General features: G+C 55.7%; 12 protein-coding genes. 11 read left to right on the top strand and 1 reads right to left on the bottom strand.

The window, feature by feature from the left end; genetic code table 11:
• The first annotated feature begins 3 nt into the window (after positions 1-3).
• The 11 genes from sdhA to rluB all read left to right on the top strand — a co-directional run bounded on the left by sdhA (position 4) and on the right by rluB (position 14,587).
• On the top strand, positions 4-1,776 hold the full coding sequence (gene sdhA / locus K325_RS0107455) for a succinate dehydrogenase flavoprotein subunit (protein ID WP_029653643.1): 1,773 nt from the start codon (positions 4-6) through the stop codon (positions 1,774-1,776).
• 15 nt (positions 1,777-1,791) lie between these two features.
• On the top strand, positions 1,792-2,496 hold the full coding sequence (locus K325_RS0107450; RefSeq protein WP_029653642.1) for a succinate dehydrogenase iron-sulfur subunit: 705 nt from the start codon (positions 1,792-1,794) through the stop codon (positions 2,494-2,496).
• 315 nt (positions 2,497-2,811) lie between these two features.
• The gene (locus tag K325_RS0107445; protein WP_029653641.1) at positions 2,812-5,649 is read left to right on the top strand and encodes a 2-oxoglutarate dehydrogenase E1 component; all 2,838 of its coding nucleotides are present in this window, start codon (positions 2,812-2,814) and stop codon (positions 5,647-5,649) included.
• A gap of 25 nt (positions 5,650-5,674) precedes the next feature.
• Positions 5,675-6,886 carry a 2-oxoglutarate dehydrogenase complex dihydrolipoyllysine-residue succinyltransferase gene (gene odhB, locus K325_RS0107440; protein ID WP_029653640.1) on the top strand — a complete coding sequence of 404 codons (1,212 nt, stop codon included), beginning with the start codon at positions 5,675-5,677 and terminating at the stop codon, positions 6,884-6,886.
• 35 nt (positions 6,887-6,921) lie between these two features.
• Positions 6,922-8,364 carry a dihydrolipoyl dehydrogenase gene (lpdA, locus tag K325_RS0107435; RefSeq protein ID WP_029653639.1) on the top strand — a complete coding sequence of 481 codons (1,443 nt, stop codon included), beginning with the start codon at positions 6,922-6,924 and terminating at the stop codon, positions 8,362-8,364.
• A gap of 196 nt (positions 8,365-8,560) precedes the next feature.
• Positions 8,561-9,727, top strand: a complete 1,167-nt coding sequence (gene sucC, locus K325_RS0107430; protein ID WP_029653638.1) for an ADP-forming succinate--CoA ligase subunit beta — start codon at positions 8,561-8,563, stop codon at positions 9,725-9,727.
• The gene (sucD, locus tag K325_RS0107425; protein WP_029653637.1) at positions 9,727-10,599 is read left to right on the top strand and encodes a succinate--CoA ligase subunit alpha; all 873 of its coding nucleotides are present in this window, start codon (positions 9,727-9,729) and stop codon (positions 10,597-10,599) included. The genes sucC and sucD overlap by 1 nt, the downstream gene beginning before the upstream one ends.
• A gap of 196 nt (positions 10,600-10,795) precedes the next feature.
• A complete protein-coding gene (locus tag K325_RS0107420; protein WP_084694187.1) occupies positions 10,796-12,010 on the top strand; it encodes a tryptophan--tRNA ligase in 1,215 nt (404 codons plus the stop codon).
• A gap of 29 nt (positions 12,011-12,039) precedes the next feature.
• Positions 12,040-12,867: a segregation and condensation protein A gene (locus K325_RS0107415; RefSeq protein ID WP_029653635.1), complete on the top strand. Its 828-nt coding sequence runs from the start codon at positions 12,040-12,042 to the stop codon at positions 12,865-12,867.
• Positions 12,868-12,883: 16 nt separating this feature from the next.
• Positions 12,884-13,549: an SMC-Scp complex subunit ScpB gene (scpB, locus tag K325_RS0107410; protein WP_029653634.1), complete on the top strand. Its 666-nt coding sequence runs from the start codon at positions 12,884-12,886 to the stop codon at positions 13,547-13,549.
• Between the two features lie 36 nt (positions 13,550-13,585).
• The gene (gene rluB / locus K325_RS0107405; RefSeq protein ID WP_029653633.1) at positions 13,586-14,587 is read left to right on the top strand and encodes a 23S rRNA pseudouridine(2605) synthase RluB; all 1,002 of its coding nucleotides are present in this window, start codon (positions 13,586-13,588) and stop codon (positions 14,585-14,587) included.
• Positions 14,588-14,597: 10 nt separating this feature from the next.
• On the opposite strand, the gene K325_RS0107400 is transcribed toward rluB, so the two are convergent.
• On the bottom strand, positions 14,598-15,524 hold the full coding sequence (locus tag K325_RS0107400) for a GGDEF domain-containing protein (RefSeq protein WP_029653632.1): 927 nt from the start codon (positions 15,522-15,524) through the stop codon (positions 14,598-14,600).
• Between the last annotated feature and the right edge of the window lie 197 nt (positions 15,525-15,721).

Below are 15,721 nucleotides of genomic sequence, written 5' to 3'. Positions count from 1 at the left end.
TCGATGGCTAATATTAAAACCATGTCCTTCGACGCGATTGTTATCGGTGGTGGCGGTGCCGGTATGCGGGCTGCCCTGCAGTTGACTGAGTCAGGTCTCAACACCGCGTGTATCACGAAAGTATTCCCGACGCGTTCGCATACCGTTTCTGCTCAGGGTGGTATCACCTGTGCAATTGCCAGTGCAGACCCCAACGATGACTGGCGCTGGCACATGTATGACACCGTTAAGGGGTCGGACTACATTGGCGACCAGGACGCAATTGAATACATGTGTTCTGTAGGTCCTCAGGCGGTTTTCGAGCTTGAGCACATGGGGCTTCCGTTCTCTCGTACCGAGCAGGGGCGTATTTATCAGCGTCCGTTTGGTGGTCAGTCCAAGGACTATGGTAAGGGTGGTCAGGCTGCCCGTACCTGTGCCGCTGCCGACCGTACTGGTCACGCGCTGCTGCACACGCTTTATCAGGCAAACCTTAAGGGTGGCACCTCGTTCCTCAATGAGTGGTACGCCGTTGATCTGGTAAAGAACAGCAAAGAAGAAGTGGTTGGTGTTGTTGCGATCGAGATCGAGACGGGTGAGGTCTGCTACATCAAGGCCAAGGCGACTGTTCTCGCAACGGGTGGTGCGGGTCGCATTTATTCCTCTACAACCAACGCTCTGATCAATACCGGTGATGGTATTGGTATGGCGTTGCGGGCCGGTTTCCCGGTTCAGGATATGGAAATGTGGCAATTCCACCCAACGGGTATCCATGGTGCCGGTGTTCTGGTTACCGAAGGTTGCCGGGGTGAGGGTGGTTACCTGATCAACTCCGAAGGCGAACGTTTCATGGAGCGTTATGCTCCGAACGCCAAGGATCTGGCTGGTCGTGATGTTGTGGCCCGCTCCATGGTTCTGGAGATTCTGGAAGGTCGCGGTTGTGGTCCCGACAAGGACCACGTGCTGCTGAAGCTGGATCATCTGGGTGAAGAAACTCTGAATCTGCGCTTGCCGGGTATCTGCGAACTGTCCCGCACGTTTGCCCACGTCGATCCCGTTAAAGAGCCGGTGCCGGTGGTTCCGACCTGTCACTACATGATGGGTGGTATTCCGACCAACGTTGGTGGTCAGGCGCTGACCCAGGATGAAAATGGCAGTGATAAGCCTATCCCCGGCCTGTTTGCGTGTGGCGAGGCTGCCTGTGTATCCGTACACGGAGCTAATCGTCTGGGTGGGAACTCTCTGCTGGATCTGGTGGTCTTTGGTCGTGCGGCCGGTCTGCACATCGAAGAACAGCTGCGCGGTGGCTTTGAGGTTGACGGCGCAAGTGACGAAGACATCAAGCGTGCAATGGCTCGCCTTGAGCGACTGGATAGCGCGGCTGAAGGTGAGGATGTTGCGCAGGTTCGTAAAGATCTTCAGAGCTGTATGCAGCTGTACTTCGGTGTATTCCGTGACGGTGAGAGCATGGAAAAAGGCCTGAAGATGCTGGAAGAGATTGGTGAGCGTGTGCGTAAAACCAAGCTGACCGATACCAGCAAAGCTTTCAACACGGCCCGGATTGAAGCGCTTGAACTGGATAACCTGTATGAGGTTGCCTACGCAACAGCTCATTCTGCGATCGAGCGTAAAGAAAGTCGCGGTGCTCATGCCCGTAACGACTTTACAGAGCGCGACGACGAGAACTGGCTGAAGCACTCCATGTACTTCCCGCTGGACAAGCGTGTTGGCAAGCGTGATGTGAACTTTGCACCGAAAACGGTTCCGACCTTTGAGCCGAAGATTCGGACCTACTAAGGGGGTATCCTGAAAATGTTGGTAAGTCTGTACCGTTATAACCCGGAAACTGACAACGCCCCTTACATGCAGGACGTTGAGGTTGAGCTGCCGGAAGGCAAGGACCTTATGGTTCTGGATGTGCTGGCGCTGGCCAAGGAAAAGGATCCGACTGTTGCATACCGTCGCTCTTGTCGCGAGGGTGTTTGTGGCTCTGATGGCATGAACATGAACGGCAAAAACGGGCTGGCGTGCATCACTCCGGTTTCCGATGTGGCCAAGAACAATAAATTGGTTCTGCGCCCACTGCCGGGCCTGCCGGTTATTCGTGACCTTGTCGTTGATATGGGCTTGTTCTACAAGCAGTACGAGAAAGTCATGCCGTATCTGGTGAACGAGAATCCTGCGCCTGCGATTGAGCGTCTCCAGTCTCCGGAAGATCGTGAGAAGCTGGATGGTCTTTACGAGTGCATTCTCTGCGCCTGCTGTTCTACGGCCTGTCCGTCGTTCTGGTGGAATCCTGACAAGTTTATCGGTCCGTCAGGTCTGCTTCAGGCCTACCGGTTCCTGGCAGACAGTCGTGATACTGCCCAGGCTGAGCGTCTGGCCAATCTTGATGACCCGTTCAGCGTATTCCGCTGTCGTGGCATCATGAACTGTGTCAGTGTTTGTCCGAAAGGCCTGAACCCCACAAAGGCGATTGGTCATATCCGGAATCTGCTGCTGCAGCGAGCCACCTGACCGGCAAAACCTGCAGTAACAGCTATACTGGTGTTCTGGCACCGGTCAGCACCCTTGAAGGCCTCGCTATACGCGGGGCCTTCAACCAAAGGCTTATAGTCAAAAGTCTTAACGGGGTGCAAACTTGTGCGCGCTGCTCCGGTTCCTTATCCAGTCACCGGGCAGTGTTGCTGAGTATAAAAATCACAGGGGACGGAAAACATCCTTGCCGGGTGTGGTGGCCAAAGTCATGCCGTAATAACCCGTATTGACTGAGAATTACCCCTGGCCGACCATACTGGCTCCCCCGCACCAGCCCAAGGTGAGCTATTCAAAATGCACGAAAGCATCATGGAGCAGTTATGGCAGACTTCCCACTTGCAGGGTGGAAATCTAGCCTATGTTGAACAGCTTTTTGAAACCTACCTGACAGACCCCAATGCAGTTCCTGAAGAGTGGCGGAGTTACTTTGATAAACTCCCCAGTGTGGATGGCCATCATGGTCGCGACATTGTTCATTCCACCATTCGCGAACAGTTTGAACACATCTCCCGGAATCAGCGTTTTCTTGCGGCCAATGGCGTGCCGGCAAGTGCGACGTCTGATTCAGATAAGAAGCAGATTCGTGTTCTTCAGCTGATCAATGCTTTCCGTTTCCGTGGTCATCAGGAAGCGAAGCTGGATCCGCTGGGTGTCTGGCAACGACCTCAGGTGGAAGATCTCGATCCGAGATTTCACGAACTCGGTGAATCTGATCTCGATCTGGAGTTCCAGACCGGTTCTCTGAATTTCGGTTCCGAGAGCATGAAGCTGGGTGATATCGTTCAAGGATTGCGCCAGACATACTGCGAAAGTATTGGTGCAGAGTACATGCACGTTGTGGATACCCGCATCAAGCGGTGGTTCCAGCAGCGCATGGAGCCCGTTCGTTCACGTCCGGAATATGAAGCGGAAACGCGCAAGCATGTTCTGGAGCGACTGACAGCGGCCGAAGGACTGGAAAAATACCTGGGTTCCCGCTACCCGGGCGTGAAGCGCTTTGGTCTTGAAGGGGGTGAGAGCCTGATCCCCTGTCTTGACGAGCTGATTCAGCGTGCAGGCTCTTACGGAGCCAAAGAAATCGTTCTTGGTATGGCTCACCGTGGCCGCCTGAACGTTCTGGTTAATACCCTGGGCAAGAACCCGAAAGAACTGTTTGATGAGTTCGAGGGTAAAAAGCTCGCAGATTCCGGTTCTGGTGACGTCAAGTATCACCAGGGCTTTTCATCCAACGTTATGACCCCGGGTGGCGAAGTTCACCTGGCCATGGCGTTCAACCCGTCTCACCTGGAAATTGTGTCTCCGGTGGTAGAGGGCTCGGTTCGTGCTCGTCAGGATCGTCGTGGCGATAAAGACGGCAGTCAGGTGGTTCCGATTGTCATGCACGGCGATGCCGCGTTTGCGGGGCAGGGCGTGGTGATGGAAACCTTCCAGATGTCCCAGACCCGGGGCTTTGGCGTAGGTGGCACCATTCACATCGTGATCAACAACCAGGTTGGCTTCACGACAAGCAAGCAGGAAGATGCCCGCTCGACCGAATACTGTACCGATGTGGCCAAGATGGTTCAGGCCCCGATTCTGCACGTTAACGCAGACGATCCGGAAGCGGTTATGTTTGTCACCCAGATGGCGATGGACTACCGCAACGAATTCAAGCGTGACGTCGTTATAGATCTGGTTTGTTACCGTCGTCGCGGCCATAACGAAGCCGATGAGCCGGCGGCAACTCAGCCGCTGATGTACGACAAGATCCGCAAGCTTAAAACGACTCGCGGGATCTACGCGGACCAGCTGGTGGACGCCGGTGTGATCACCGAAGAAGAAGCCAAGCAGATGGAAAATGACTATCGCGATGCCCTCGACAAAGGGGATCACGTGGTCAAGTCTCTGGTCAAAGAACCGAACAAAGAACTGTACGTGGATTGGGCTCCGTACCTTGGTCATGAGTGGACGGCCAAGTGCAAGACCAGCGTCGCTCTGCGGACAGTGCAGCGGCTGGGCAAGAAGCTGACGGAAGTTCCGGAAGGGTTCAGCGTTCAGCGCCAGGTTTCGAAGATTGTGAATGACCGTGAAAAAATGACGGCGGGCGCTTTGGCTCTGAACTGGGGCTATGGCGAGATGATGGCGTATGCAACTCTGCTCAATGAGGGGCACCCGATCCGTCTGACCGGTCAGGATGTTGGGCGTGGTACGTTCTCGCATCGTCATGCGGTACTGCACAATCAGAAAGATGGTTCCACTCATATTTCCCTGCAGAACCTGAAAGACGAACAGCCGACGTTTGAGATCTACGACTCTTTGCTCTCAGAAGAGGCCGTCATGGCCTTTGAATATGGTTACTCCACAACCACTCCTGATGCATTGATCGTCTGGGAAGCTCAGTTTGGCGATTTTGCCAACGGTGCGCAGGTGGTCATTGACCAGTTCCTCACCAGCGGCGAGCACAAATGGGGCCGTCTCTGTGGCCTGACCCTGTTGCTGCCACATGGGTATGAGGGGCAGGGGCCGGAACACAGTTCCGCCCGCCTTGAGCGTTTCCTTCAGCTGTGTGCGGAACAGAACATTCAGGTCTGTGTCCCGACCACGCCGTCGCAGGTCTTCCACATGCTGCGTCGCCAGGTGAAGCGGCCGCTGCGCAAACCTTTGGTGGCAATCACGCCGAAGAGTCTGTTGCGGCATAAAGAAGCTATTTCCGGTCTCGATGACCTGACTACGGGAACTTTCCAGACAATTCTGCCTGAGAAAGAGCCTTCTGATCCGAAGAAAGTGACTCGCCTGATCATGTGTAGCGGCAAGGTCTACTATGATCTTCTGGAAAAGAAAAAGGCAGACGAGCGGGAAGATGTTGCGATTGTGCGTATTGAACAATTGTATCCGTTCCCAGCCGATGACCTGGATGAGCTGCTGAGTCAGTATCCCAAGCTCAAACATGTTGTCTGGTGTCAGGAAGAGCCGATGAACCAGGGGGCCTGGTATTGCAGTCAGCATCATATGCGCAATGCCCTGCTTCGCCTGAACCCGAAATTATATCTTCAGTATGCCGGTCGTGAGGCTTCTGCTGCTCCCGCTTGTGGACACATGTCTGTTCACATTGAAGAGCAGAAGAAACTGGTTAACGACGCGTTTGAAATCTGACGAGCTACCGAACTAAGGATCCGTAATGTCAACAGAGATTAAAGCCCCCGTTTTCCCTGAGTCGGTCGCCGAAGGCACTGTCGCGACCTGGCACAAGCAGCCTGGTGAAGCCTGTTCCCGTGACGAACTGATTGTCGATATTGAAACCGACAAGGTGGTACTGGAAGTGGTTGCGCCGGCGGATGGTGTGATCGAGGAAATTGTTAAAAACGAAGGCGACACCGTAGAAAGCGGTGAGCTCATCGGGAAGTTTAAGGCCGGTGCTGCCGGCGAGGCCAAGCCAGCTGAAAGCAAGGCCGAAGCCCCGAAAGCTGAGGAAGCGACTGGCTCTGCCAGCTCCGCAGACGCGATTCTCAGCCCGGCTGCCCGTAAGCTGGCTGAAGAAAATAACGTAGACCCGAATGCCGTTAAGGGCACGGGTAAAGACGGTCGCGTCACCAAAGAGGATGTCCAGAAGCATGTGGACAGCAGTAAGGCCTCTGGTACAGCGCCTGCCAAATCGGCAGCAATGCCGGAAGTCAGCGTCGCCCAGGGTGAGCGAGCAGAGAAGCGCGTTCCGATGACTCGTCTGCGCGCCAGCATCGCCAAGCGACTGGTGGACGCCCAGCAGACAGCGGCCATGCTGACCACCTTTAACGAAGTGAACATGGCTCCGATCATGGAACTGCGTAAGCAGTACCAGGAAAGCTTTGTGAAGCGCCACGGCATCAAGCTCGGCTTCATGTCGTTCTTCACCAAAGCGGCGACTGAAGCGCTCAAGCGGTTCCCGGCGGTTAACGCGTCTATTGATGGCAATGACATGGTTTACCATGGGTATCAGGACGTTGGCGTAGCTGTCTCTACCGATCGCGGTCTGGTTGTGCCGGTATTGCGTGACACCGATGCCATGGGCCTGGCTGACATCGAAAAGAAAATTGTCGAATACGGTACGAAGGCGAAAGAAGGTAAACTGGCGATCGAGGATATGACCGGTGGTACCTTCACGATCACTAACGGCGGTATCTTTGGCTCCCTGATCTCCACGCCGATCCTGAACCCGCCTCAGACCGCAATTCTGGGCATGCACAAGATTCAGGAGCGCCCGATGGCGGTGAATGGCAAGGTTGAAGTCCTGCCTATGATGTACCTCGCGTTGTCATACGATCACCGTATGATCGATGGTAAGGAAGCCGTTCAGTTCCTGGTGGCGATCAAGGAAATGCTGGAAGACCCGGCGCGTATCCTGCTGGATGTGTAAGCTGACACTCAACGAATTCGAGAACAGGAAAGACTATGTCCGATAAATTCGACGTTATTGTCATTGGCGCAGGGCCCGGTGGTTACGTTGCTGCCATCAAGGCCGCTCAGCTGGGCCTGAAAACCGCGTGCGTAGAGTCATGGACCGGTAAAGACGGCAAAAGCCAGGTTCTGGGTGGCACCTGTCTGAACGTGGGGTGTATCCCTTCCAAAGCGTTGCTGGAAGTAACTCACAAGTTCGAGGAAGCCAGCCACGACTTTGACAACTTCGGTATTCAGGTCAAAGACGTTCAGATGGACGTTGCCAAGATGATGGAGCGTAAGGCTGGCATCGTTAAGCAGCTGACCGGTGGGATCGCCGGTCTGTTCAAGGCCAACGGCGTCACGCCTATCCATGGTCATGGCAAGCTTCTGGCGGGTCGTAAGGTTGAAGTCACCGACAAGGATGGCAAATCGAAGACCTATGAAGCCGAGAACGTGATTATTGCGACAGGCTCACGCCCGATCGAAATTCCGCCAGCTCCATTCGACGGCGATTACATCGTAGATTCCGAAGGCGCGTTGGAGTTCACCGAGGTGCCAAAGCGTCTGGGTGTTATCGGTGCCGGAGTTATTGGCCTTGAGCTGGGCAGCGTCTGGGCACGCCTTGGGTCCGAGGTGACGGTGATCGAAGCGCAGGACAGCTTCCTGCCCGCGGTTGACCAGCAACTGGCAAAGGATGCACTCAAACAGTTCCAGAAACAGGGGCTGAATATCGTCATGGGTGCACGTATGACGGGCGCGGAAGTCAAGCGTAAGCTCGTTAACGTCAGCTATGAAGACGGTAAGGGCAAACAGGAGGCCAAGTTCGACAAGCTGATCGTGGCTGTTGGACGGCGCCCCTATACCGACGGCGCTCTGGCGGAAGATTCCGGTGTCACCATGGATGAGCGTGGCTTTATTTTTGTAGATGATAACTGCAAAACTGAAGCACCGGGTGTCTGGGCTATCGGCGACGTGGTACGTGGTCCGATGCTGGCCCATAAGGCTTCTGAAGAAGGTGTGATGGTTGCTGAGCGTATTGCCGGGCACAAGCCCCAGGTCAATTACGACTGCATTCCGAACGTCATTTATACCTTCCCGGAAGTTGCCTGGGTGGGTAAGACCGAGGAGCAGCTGAAAGCGGAAGGTGAAGAGTACAACGTCGGCACCTTCCCGTTTGCGGCGAATGGTCGTGCCATGGCCGCGAATGCGGCATCGGGCATGGTCAAGATCATCGCAGATGCGAAGACCGACCGCATTCTCGGCTTCCACGTGGTGGGCCCGCAGGCGTCTGAAATCGTTGCTCAGGGCGTTATCGCCATGGAATTCGGTTCCAGTGCTGAGGATCTGGCCTTGACCTGCTTTGCGCACCCGACGTTGTCTGAGTCGGTGCATGAGGCGGCGCTGGCCGTGGCGGGCGGTGCGATTCACGTCGCGAACCGTCGCAAGAAGAAGTAACGCATTGCTGAAATTCGGGGCGCCAACTGGGGCGCCCCGCTGCCATCATAAAGGCAGACTTTTGCAGGCGTAACCGGCAGTCCGAGGCGACCCCAGGCCTGCCAGAACGAATTCGTTCCAGTTTCACCGGGGATGGTGTGCTGACGGGTTCATTTCCGTACGTGGTTATCCTCCATCAATTGACGGGACATTAACTATGAATTTGCACGAATATCAGGGCAAGCAGCTGTTCGCTGAATATGGCCTGCCAGTATCCAAGGGCATTGCCTGTGATACTCCGAAAGAAGCAGTAGACGCGGCCGCGGAAATCGGCGGCGACGCATGGGTTGTGAAGGCTCAGGTACACGCGGGTGGCCGCGGTAAGGCTGGCGGTGTAAAGCTGGTCAAGAGCAAAGACGAGATCCGTGAGTTTGCTGAAAACTGGTTGGGCAAGAACCTGGTAACCTACCAGACCGACGAAAAAGGGCAGCCGGTCAGTAAAATTCTGGTTGAATCCCTCACTGACATTGACCAGGAACTGTATCTGGGAGCTGTTGTTGACCGCGGAACCCGTCGTATCGTGTTCATGGCCTCCACCGAAGGCGGCGTTGAAATCGAAAAGGTTGCCGAAGAGACTCCGGAGAAAATCCTGAAAGCGGAAGTTGATCCGCTGGTTGGTGCTCAGCCGTATCAGGGACGCGAGCTCGCGTTCAAGCTGGGCCTGGAAGGCAAGCAGATCGGTCAGTTCACCAAGATTTTCCTGGGCCTGGCCAAGCTGTTTGAAGAGTGCGATCTGGCTCTGGTAGAGATCAACCCCCTGGTGATCACTCCGGCCGGTGATCTGCATTGCCTGGACGCCAAGATTGGCGTAGACGGTAACGCTCTGTATCGCCAGAAGAAGATTCACGAGATGCACGATCCTTCACAGGAAGACGCACGTGAAGCCGAAGCTGCCAAGTGGGAGCTGAACTACGTTGCGCTTGAAGGCAACATCGGTTGCATGGTGAACGGTGCAGGTCTCGCCATGGGTACCATGGACATCATCAAGCTGTCTGGCGGCCAGCCGGCTAACTTCCTGGACGTTGGTGGCGGTGCAACCAAAGAGCGCGTGTCTGAAGCGTTCAAAATCATCCTGTCTGACGATGCAGTACAGGCGGTATTGGTGAATATCTTTGGTGGTATCGTTCGCTGCGACATGATCGCAGAGGGCATCATCGGCGCGGTTAAAGAGGTTGGTGTTAAGGTGCCGGTTGTGGTTCGTCTGGAAGGTAACAATGCCGAACTGGGCACCAAGGTACTCGCTGAGAGTGGTCTGAACATTATCGCCGCCACCAGCCTGGCGGATGCCGCAGAGCAAGTCGTTAAAGCCGCAGGGGGTAAATAATGAGCATCCTGATCAATAAAGACACCAAGGTAATCTGCCAGGGCTTTACCGGCGCACAGGGTACCTTCCACTCTGAGCAAGCTGTTGCCTACGGTACTCAGATGGTTGGCGGTGTCAGCCCGGGTAAAGGCGGCACAGAGCATCTGGGGCTGCCGGTCTTCAATACGGTACGCGAAGCTGTTGAAAAGACAGGTGCAGAAGCGACCGTCATCTATGTTCCGGCTCCGTTCTGTAAAGATGCCATCATTGAAGCTGCCGATGCGGGCATTCAGTTGATCGTATGTATTACTGAAGGCATTCCGACCATCGACATGCTGTACGCCAAAGAATATGTTGATCGCAAAGGTGTGCGCATGATTGGTCCCAACTGCCCGGGCCTGATCACGCCGGACGAGTGCAAAATCGGCATTATGCCTGGCCACATCCACAAGAAGGGTAAGGTTGGCATCGTTTCCCGCTCTGGCACTCTGACTTATGAAGCGGTCAAGCAGACCACCGATTTTGGTTACGGTCAGTCCAGCTGCGTGGGCATTGGCGGCGACCCGATTCCCGGTTCCAACTTCATCGACATTCTGAAGCTGCTGCAGGAAGATCCGGAAACCGAAGCCATCGTGATGATCGGTGAAATCGGTGGTACGGCTGAGGAAGAAGCGGCGGCGTTCATCAAAGAGAATGTGACCAAGCCTGTTGTCTCCTACATTGCCGGCGTTACTGCACCTCCGGGCAAGCGTATGGGCCATGCTGGCGCCATCATTTCCGGTGGTAAGGGTACCGCAGACGAGAAGTTTGCCGCTCTGGAAGACGCCGGTGTTAAAACCGTGCGTAGCCTGGCCGACATCGGCAAGGCGCTGCAGGAAGTTACTGGCTGGTAACCCCTGCCTGAGCTTCAACAAAACCCCCGGGTTCGAGAGAATCCCGGGGGTTTTGCGTTATGGTGACGGGGTTTTGGCTCGGTTTGCTTAACGCAGGGCAATGTAACGACTATAATGCCCGGTCAGCCTGCTTTCGATACCCTGTGCACAGGGCTGCGTTCAGGTGCCTTATAAACAGAAAGAAGGAGTTCGTGCTTTGAGTTCTGTCGATTCCCAGCAAAGAGTGTTGTCCGGTATGCGTCCGACCGGAAAGCTACACCTCGGCCACTATCACGGTGTGCTGAAAAACTGGGTCAAGCTCCAACACGAGTACGAGTGCTTCTTCTTTGTGGCGGACTGGCATGCCCTGACGACGCAATACGATGACCCCTCGAATATTGAGCAGAGCGTTTGGGATATGGTGATTGACTGGCTGGCGGCCGGTGTCAATCCGGGGTCATCTACCATGTTCATTCAGTCCCAGGTGCCTGAGCATGCTGAGCTGCACCTGTTGCTTTCGATGATCACTCCGCTGGGCTGGCTTGAACGTATCCCTACGTATAAAGATCAGCAGGAGAAGCTCCGGGAGAAAGACCTCGCGACTTATGGTTTCCTGGGGTATCCGCTGCTGCAAACGGCCGATATTCTTATGTACCGCGCCGGGAAAGTGCCGGTTGGTGCGGACCAGGTATCCCATGTGGAAATCACCCGCGAAATTGCACGTCGTTTCAACCATATTTATGGTCGTGAGCCTGGCTTTGAAGAGCAGGCAGAGGCGGCGATCGTCAAGATGGGCAAGAAGAACGCCAAGCTGTACCGCAACCTGAAGAAGCGCTATCAGGAAGAGGGCGACAGTGACGCGCTGGAGACCGCCCGGGCGTTGCTGAAAGAGCAGCAGAACATCTCTCTGGGTGACCGGGAACGCCTGTACGGTTACATTGAGGGTGGCGGCAAGGTGATACTGCCGGAGCCGCAACCGCTGCTGACGCCAGAGTCCAAGATGCCTGGGTTGGACGGCCAGAAGATGTCCAAGTCTTACAATAACTATATCGGTCTGCGGGAAGATCCTGATAGCGTGGCGCAGAAAATTCGCACCATGCAGACAGACCCCCAGCGTGTGCGCCGTACAGACCCGGGAGAACCCGAGAAATGCCCGGTCTGGGGGATGCACAAGGTCTATTCTGATGAAAAGACCTGCGAATGGGTACAGCAAGGCTGCCGCAGTGCAGGCATTGGTTGTCTGGACTGCAAGAAGCCGTTGATCGACGCCATCGTTGAAGAGCAAAAGCCGTTGCATGAGCGGGCCCGGGAGTATGAGAGTAACCCGGATCTGGTGCATTCGATTTTGCAGGAAGGTCGAGAGCGTGCCCGGGATGCGGCTCGAGACACCCTTGAAGAGGTGCGAGCGGCGATGGGGCTCAGCTATCGCTGAGCCCATCACACCGGAAGGCTGACGCAGGCATGACCGACGATACCAGGGAGCCGCAAGACATCCAGGGCCCGGTGCCGGAGCAGGTGCCGCTGGCACTGGTGTCCGGTAAACCTGTGGTCGACCTTCCGAAAGATCTGTATATACCGCCGGATGCCCTGGCGGTATTTCTTGAGGCCTTTGAGGGGCCTCTGGATCTTCTCCTTTATCTGATTCGCCGCCAGAACATGAATATCCTGGATATTGATGTCAGCGAAATTACCCGACAGTACATGGAATACATCGGGGCCGTTGAGGCGATGCGCTTCGAGCTGGCGGCCGAGTATCTGGTGATGGCGGCAACCCTGGCAGAAATCAAATCCCGGATGCTGCTGCCCAGACAGGAAAGCGACGAAGAGGATGATCTTGACCCAAGAGCGGAGCTGATTCGCCGGCTTCAGCAGTACGAACGGTTCAAGAAAGCGGCTGAGGATATCGATGAGATGCCGCGCCTGGAACGGGATACCTACGCAACGTCTGCGGCTTTGCCTAAGCTGCCTTCGTCGCAGCCTCACCCTGAGGTCGATATGCGTGAGCTTTTGCTGGCGCTGCAGGGTGTGTTGCAGCGGGCTGATTTGTTTACCAGTCATCATGTAGAGAAAGAGCGACTTTCCACCCGCGAACGGATGTCTCACATCCTGTCGGTTCTCCAGGGGGATCGTTTTATTACCTTTGAAAGCCTTTTTTCCCTTGAAGAAGGGCGGCTGGGGGTTGTGGTGACCTTTTTGGCGACTCTGGAGCTGGTCAAAGAACAATTGATTGATATCGTTCAGGCGGAAGTTCTGGGGCCCATCCACGTAAGAGCGCGGGCGGCCAGCTGAAGGATCGAGTGACGTTATGAATGAAGAACACCTGAAGCGGGTTCAGGCAATTGCTGAAGCCGCACTGCTGGCAGCAGGTAAGCCGCTGTCTCTGGAACAGCTCAGAGAGCTCTTTAGCGAAGACGAACGCCCGGTCCGGCAGGTGATGGAGCAGGTCATGATGATGCTTGAGCGGTCCTGCGAAGGGCGTGGCTTTGAGCTGAAAAAAGTGGCCAGTGGCTATCGGCTGCAGGTGCGGGAAGAGTTTGCGCCCTGGGTTGCCCGGCTGTTCGAGGAAAAGCCCCAGCGGTACTCCCGGGCCCTGCTGGAAACGCTTGCGCTGATTGCCTACCGGCAGCCGATTACCCGCGGTGAAATTGAGGATATACGGGGCGTTACGGTAAGCAGCAATATCATTCGGACGCTCCTTGAGAGAGAGTGGGTGCGTGTGGTGGGCCATCGGGATGTTCCCGGTCGGCCTGCAATGTATGCCACCACCCGCCAGTTTCTCGATTACTTTAACCTGACGGGGCTGGATGAGTTGCCTCCTTTGTCAGACGTCAGGGATCTGGAGGAAATTGGCCGGGAAATAGAGCAGAAGATGCAAGGGGAGATCACGTTGGACTCCCAGGCCCATTCTGGAGGCAGCCCGGACGCCGGGGAGGGGGCACAAGCCCCCGACTCTGATCAAACACTACACTGAGGCTAAGGCTTCACACCGTATTCAAGGATTGCATCCATGGCGGCAAACGGCCCCGATAAAAGAACACCCCGTAGCGAAAAGTCCCTGGCAGGGGGGCCGGAAAGGGTCCAGAAGCTTCTCGCCCGGGCCGGTATTGGTTCCCGGAGAGAGGTGGAAGGCTGGATTGAGGCTGGCCGTCTGCTGGTGAATGGCGAACCGGTGCAGCCTGGCCAGAAGGCCTCGACCGATGATCGCTTTGAGCTGGACGGGAAACGGCTGGACGTTAGCGCGGCCGCACAGGTGGTTCGCCGTGTCCTGCTGTACAACAAGCCCGAAGGTGAGGTAACCAGCAGAAAAGATCCGGAGGGACGGCCAACCGTTTTTGATCGGTTACCTCGCCTCAGAGATCAGCGCTGGATCTCGATCGGCCGACTGGACATCAACACAACCGGGCTGGTGCTCTTTACCACGGACGGTGAGCTGGCAAACCGCCTGATGCATCCTTCGAGCCAGATTGACCGTGAGTACGCTGTGCGGGTGTTTGGTGATGTTGACGATGCAATGATTCAGCGTTTGCAGGATGGTGTGTTGCTGGACGATGGCATGGCCCGTTTCACAGACATTTCCCCGGCGGGGGGGAAGGGGATGAACCAGTGGTTCCATGTCACCCTGCTAGAGGGGCGAAACCGGGAGGTGCGTCGGCTTTGGGAGTCTCAGGGGGTTCGGGTGAGCCGCCTTAAAAGGGTTCGATACGGCCCGATCTTCCTGCCAAGCCGGTTGACCATGGGGCGCTGGGAAGAACTCGACCAAAAAGGTGTTGATGCGCTCAGTCGGGCTGTGGGGCTTGAAACCGTGGCGATCCCCCAGAAAACCCCGGGAGAACAGGCTGCCGATGATCGTAAGCGTCGTAAGAGCCCCGGCAAATCTGCCCAGCGGTCAAGAAAGGGTGGCAGTTGGCAGGTTTCCGATGCTGCTCCGGCCCGGAAACCGGGTGCCAGGGCTTCGGATAAACCCATTTCCTCGAAGGGTAAAAAACCAACCCGCTCCCAGGGGCGGTGAGGGCGGGCGGTCAGGAAATGCTTGCGAATACTCGCGTGCAGTTCCGTCCGCCGGCCTTGGCGCGATAGAGGGCCTCGTCGGCTCTGGCGAGCCATTGCTCTGACGATTCTTCGGTCAGGTGCATGGCGACACCACAGCTGGCGGTTACCGTCAGAGGAATCTCTCCCCCGTCTACCCGAATGCTCTCCAGAGCGTTTCGGATCCTGTCTGCCACTTCCCGGGCTTCCTGTTCGTTGGTGTGTGGCAGCAGTATCGCAAACTCCTCGCCACCGAATCGGTAAACGGTATCGGAGTTTCGCAAGGCCTGTTCCAGTTTTTCGGCCGTCCGCGCTAAGATATGGTCTCCGACAACATGACCGTGATGGTCGTTGATCTGCTTGAAGTGGTCTAAATCACAGAGGATCAGGCTCCATGCGTAGCCGTGCCGGTTCGACATGGCGCTCGCCCGTTGAAGTGCTTCGTCCAGCGCACGTTTGTTACCGATGCCGGTCAGCGCGTCGGTCAGGGCGGCCTGTTCGATGGTGAGAAACTGGCAGGCGTTGCGAATGTGGCAGATGGCCCCTGACAGCATCATTTCAATTCCTGCAAGCTCGTCGTCGCTGAAACGCTGGCGACGATGCAGCGTCAGCGTTCCATAAGGGAGGCCCTCCAACGTGAGGCGGTATTCACAACGGTGTGGACCGCCCATGCCGGTTGCAAAGACAAAATCCTGTCGGGCGATGCGATTCCGGTAGTTCAGAGCATCAAATGGGATCGTGCCGGACATCTCGTCGGCGAGAATCGTAAGCTGGTTCTCAAGCGATAAGGTTGTGCTCAGGCGCCGGCAAAGTCTTGTTATGGCGTCCTGTGTGTTGTTCCAGTCCTGAAATGACTGCTTCAGGGCGGCTAGCCGGGCCGGGCGGGACGAACTTGTCTGGATGGGCGTCAGATTCTTCACAATGAGTCGCTCTGATCGTAACAGGAAGTAGTGTTGTTCTATTAAGCATAAAAAGTGCCACCATCTTCATATCATTAAAATACAATGTGATATGAGGTTTATGTAAAGTGGTTTCTATATAAATCTTGAAGGGCCAGGGTGACCTGCCAATTTTTCGGCAGAATATTGCCGCCGGGTTCGACGTGCAATCGAAATGT

The organism is Marinobacter daepoensis DSM 16072, assembly GCF_000421165.1.
Classification (GTDB): Bacteria; Pseudomonadota; Gammaproteobacteria; order Pseudomonadales; family Oleiphilaceae; genus Marinobacter; species Marinobacter daepoensis.
Note: the sequence above shows the minus strand (reverse complement) of the source record. Positions and strands in the feature narration are given on the sequence as shown.

Bases quoted from the DNA above. Each gene is read 5' to 3' on its own strand.
- sdhA (WP_029653643.1), top strand. From the start codon at position 4: ATGGCTAATATTAAAACCATGTCCTTCGACGCGATTGTTATCGGTGGT.
- K325_RS0107450 (WP_029653642.1), top strand. From the start codon at position 1,792: ATGTTGGTAAGTCTGTACCGTTATAACCCGGAAACTGACAACGCCCCT.
- K325_RS0107445 (WP_029653641.1), top strand. From the start codon at position 2,812: ATGCACGAAAGCATCATGGAGCAGTTATGGCAGACTTCCCACTTGCAG.
- odhB (WP_029653640.1), top strand. From the start codon at position 5,675: ATGTCAACAGAGATTAAAGCCCCCGTTTTCCCTGAGTCGGTCGCCGAA.
- lpdA (WP_029653639.1), top strand. From the start codon at position 6,922: ATGTCCGATAAATTCGACGTTATTGTCATTGGCGCAGGGCCCGGTGGT.
- sucC (WP_029653638.1), top strand. From the start codon at position 8,561: ATGAATTTGCACGAATATCAGGGCAAGCAGCTGTTCGCTGAATATGGC.
- sucD (WP_029653637.1), top strand. From the start codon at position 9,727: ATGAGCATCCTGATCAATAAAGACACCAAGGTAATCTGCCAGGGCTTT.
- K325_RS0107415 (WP_029653635.1), top strand. From the start codon at position 12,040: ATGACCGACGATACCAGGGAGCCGCAAGACATCCAGGGCCCGGTGCCG.
- scpB (WP_029653634.1), top strand. From the start codon at position 12,884: ATGAATGAAGAACACCTGAAGCGGGTTCAGGCAATTGCTGAAGCCGCA.
- rluB (WP_029653633.1), top strand. From the start codon at position 13,586: ATGGCGGCAAACGGCCCCGATAAAAGAACACCCCGTAGCGAAAAGTCC.